5 protein-coding genes are annotated in these 3,805 nt (G+C 49.1%); 2 read left to right on the top strand and 3 right to left on the bottom strand.

What is annotated here, in order from left to right; all coding sequences use genetic code 11:
- Positions 1 to 48: 48 nt before the first annotated feature.
- The 3 genes from PHF27_RS13730 to dat all read right to left on the bottom strand — a co-directional run bounded on the left by PHF27_RS13730 (position 49) and on the right by dat (position 2,256).
- Positions 49 to 930, bottom strand: coding sequence for a DMT family transporter (locus tag PHF27_RS13730; RefSeq protein WP_300071253.1), 882 nt, complete (start codon positions 928 to 930; stop codon positions 49 to 51).
- Positions 931 to 992: 62 nt separating this feature from the next.
- Complete coding sequence (locus PHF27_RS13735) at positions 993 to 1,331, bottom strand: hypothetical protein (RefSeq protein ID WP_300071256.1); 339 nt, start codon at positions 1,329 to 1,331, stop codon at positions 993 to 995.
- A gap of 73 nt (positions 1,332 to 1,404) precedes the next feature.
- Entirely contained in the window at positions 1,405 to 2,256 is an 852-nt protein-coding gene (gene dat / locus PHF27_RS13740; RefSeq protein WP_300071258.1) for a D-amino-acid transaminase, read from the bottom strand.
- A gap of 196 nt (positions 2,257 to 2,452) precedes the next feature.
- Here dat and PHF27_RS13745 point away from each other — a divergent pair, with 196 nt between their 5' ends.
- On the top strand, positions 2,453 to 3,568 hold the full coding sequence (locus PHF27_RS13745; protein ID WP_300071261.1) for an acyltransferase: 1,116 nt from the start codon (positions 2,453 to 2,455) through the stop codon (positions 3,566 to 3,568).
- Between the two features lie 48 nt (positions 3,569 to 3,616).
- A partial coding sequence (locus PHF27_RS13750; RefSeq protein WP_300071264.1) for a hypothetical protein occupies positions 3,617 to 3,805 on the top strand: 189 nt, incomplete at its 3' end.

The raw sequence follows: 3,805 nt of genomic DNA on the forward strand, positions 1-3,805 counted from the left end.
CAAGGACTGCTTGCCCAACCGCCGCATCGCTAGTCTTCGCAAAACAAGTCAAGTCTGTCGCTTAGCCAAAAAGACGCCGGCCAAAACCAACACGGCCCCCAGCCCCTGCAGCCAGTTCAGCTGCTCACCCAGCAGCCACACCGCAAGAAGCAAAGCCAGCGGCGTCACTAAGTACATATAAACCATCACCTGGTTCGAGCCCAGGCGCTCAATACCATAATACCACAAAAGCAAACTGATCACCGTCACCGGAATAGCTGCATAAAGAAGCGCTCCCCAACCTGCCAAGGTAACCGTTTCCCAAGGAAACAACCATAAGTCTCCAGCTGTTGCCGCAAGCAATAGCAAGGTCCCCGCCAAAGAAGTATGGCAGGTCGCCCACAAGCCGGAGCCTCTTTGAAGTATGGGCAGCATAAGCACCGGATAAACGCCCCACAGCACCCCTGCCGCCAAGGCCAGCATATCACCAAAAAGAGTTTCTTCCCGGAACCCCCAACTGCCGCCGGCGGCTCCTAAAACAAAGATAAGGCCCACAAGAGCCAGCAAACAGCCGGCCACCATCTGCCTTCTCAATCGTTCATACCCCAGAAAAGCCGCCACAAAGGCCGTTGAAATAGGAGACAGGCCTAGCATCAAAGCCACCGTAGTCGCCGTCGTATATTTTAAGGCGGCAATAAACAGTGTCTGATAGATAGCAACTCCCACCGCTCCCACTAAAAGACATCGCCCCCAAGGAACCTGCCCAAAGGATAGCTTGCCTTCACGCCAGAACAAGACCAGATACATCAGCGGTGTCGCAATAGCAAAACGCAAGCAAGTAAAAATCTGCGGCAAAAACTCACGCATGCCTATTTTCCCTACAATATAATTCCCCGCCCAAATGAGCACAACCATCCACAAAGCCAATTCCAAGCCCCAAGCGCGACGCACCGCTCCACCTCCTACAAAGAACGGCCGCACTTTTATAAGCGCGGCCGTCATTGACGCAAATATTACTTATTCCATTTATGCCGTTGCTGACGACGCGCCGAGCCTCCGCCACCGCCGTTGCGGCTGCGGTATATCATCCAGCCCACTAAACCCAATACGGCAAAATTACCCATCCAAGCTTCTAAAATTCCCAAGTCCACAACTACATTGATCGCCGTTAATGCACCCAAAAGCTTCATGCTATGAGGCACATTCACCAGAGGATTCCGTTTCAGCACCTGATATGCGGCGCCAAGAATCACCAAATCAATGCCCACCCAAATTAAAGGATGCACCAGCAGCATTTTAACTAAGCTGCCGCCCATTAGCAGGGCAAATACGATTAACCACGTCTGATTCACAGGCACTGTTTCCTCCTCATCATTCTTTGCCTCTTATCCTATCATCCCATGGTTGCCCGCGTCAACCGCCACATTAAATTCCTTCGCGAAGCAGTTTCCGGTATTCTTCCAGCAGACGCAAGGTTACCGCTCCCGGTTTGCCATTGCCGATCGTCTCCCGCCCTAACTTCACCACAGGCATCACTTCTGTGCTGGTTCCCGTTAAAAACACTTCATCCGCCCCATAGGCAAACTCAGGAGTAACGGCTTTCTCTAAAATTGCCAGGCCTAAGGGTTTAGCAATGCGATCCAAGACAATCTGCCGAGTAATGCCAGGTAAAATCAAGTTATTTAAAGGATGCGTCCATAGCACCTCGTCTTTAACAACAAAACAGTTGCTTGACGTCCCTTCGGTAATTTTGCCGTCTCGCACCAGCACCGCTTCATAGCAGCCAGCCTCTTTCGCTTCCTGTTTACCAAGGATATTCGGCAGCAGGTTTAAAGATTTAATATCGCAACGCAGCCACCGGATGTCATCCAATACCAGCGCAGAAACTCCTTGCAGATTCAAATCCGTTGTCACTGGCCCTTGCGGGCGAATGGTCATCGTAAGAACCGGGCAGCTCTGCTTGGGAAAAGCATGGCTCCGCGGCGCCGCTCCCCGGGTAAGCTGCAAATAGATCGCTCCATCGGTTATGCCGCTTTCTTGTATTAGCTGATCGTGCATTTCTTTGAATTCTTCTATCGTATAGGTGACTGGAATACGCAGTTCCCGCAGCGAACGATATAAGCGAAACATATGCGCTTCAAAGGCAATTAATCGTCCTTCGTGAACTTTGGTCACTTCATATACGCCATCGCCAAATTGATAGCCCCTGTCTTCCAACAATACTACTTCTTGATCTAATTCCACAATACGTCCGTTAATGTACCCCAATGCCTTCATGTTCGTCTTCCTTTCCTATCCACCGTACTGATAATTTGAATGCCCGTAACGTTCCCGCTCTTGACCTCAGCTTCTCATGCTTTTAGTATAGTAGTATGCTTGAAGAGCGTCAAATGACCTTTTTCTAATAAATTGCTATTTTTCATTCTATCAGCAACATATAGTTTCGCAGATACAGCGATAATTGAGGTGTTTCATGGCCAAATTGCACTTGTTTTCTTTAGAAGCCACCAGAGGCATTGCTATGCTAGGGGTAGTCGGCATTCATACAGGCGCTTTTTCTCTTTCCTATGCTCAGCCGGACATTCATCTGTTCGCCCTGTTGGAAATCGCCAGCCGTTTTAGCGTACCTATCTTTTTTTTCATTTCAGCCTTCGGCTTATTTTTAAACGATGATTTACAGCAACCTTTTCAATACGGGCGCTTTCTGCTTCGGCGTCTGCGGACCGTTCTGGTTCCCTATCTTACCTGGTCTCTTCTCTATATGACACACTATACTTACACAAGCGGCGACGAGCACATCTGGGATGATCCTTTTTTACAATCTTATTTCCTCTTTGGCTTAGGATCCTATCAACTATATTTTTTGGTCATCTTGCTTTGGTTTTATCTCTTCATGCCTTTGTGGCGTCCTCTAGTGCGCCAGCTATCCGGCAAAAGGATCTGGCTGCTTCCCTGCCTTTTTTTTCTGCAGATGGCCTTCAACTATTGGTCCTACGCCCTCTTCCGTCCGCATGAAGAAGATTACTGGCTGAATTTACTTCTCCAATACCGCCTCAGTTACTGGCCGTGGCATTATGTATTTCTCTTTTTACTAGGAGGTGTTTGCGCCGTCCGTGTATCTCAATTTCGCAAGCTCCTGCAACGATATTTTTCATCCCTGTCTTTTGCCGCTTTGGCTTCTTTGGGCCTATTGCTTGGCTACTACTACATACTGGTCCTTCAGTTGTCTTATTCTCTGGAAGACGCCGTCAATGCCGCGCAGCAGCTCAGCCCCCCCGGCATGCTGTATACCCTTGGCGCCACCTTTTGGCTCTTCGCCCTCTTTGATCGTCCCCTGCCCGGCTCGCTCTCCTGGCTCCTTTCCCTTTTGGGACGGCATTCTTACTTCGTATACCTCGTGCATCCTTTTTTCATGTACTATGCCATGGAATGGCTCAATGACGCTACTCTGGAACTGACGCCGGAGCGCATTCCCCTCTTTTTCCTTTGGGCTGCCGGCGGCAGTCTCTGTGCAGCCATCGTCTTTCGCTTTCTCAGCCGCTTTATTCCCGGCCTCTCCTGGGTTCTTACGGGCTCCGGCAGTCGTTAAGATATTAACAGGAGTAAAGGGAGGGTTCGAACGAGGGCTGCGGAAGCAATGAAAAAGCATATCCATTCTAGAATAAAAAGGCGAAGCGTAAGAGCAAGAACTCTTATGCTTCGCCTTTTTATATACCAGGATTCATTAAACGAACCGCAAAATACACGAAAAACGCGAAAAGGATTTATGAATCAAAATTATCTCTCTGCTTTCCTCTGGCTTTTCTCTGGCTTTTCTCTGTTACTC

This window comes from Anaeromusa sp. (genome assembly GCF_028691475.1).
Taxonomy (GTDB): domain Bacteria; phylum Bacillota; class Negativicutes; order Anaeromusales; family Anaeromusaceae; genus Anaeromusa.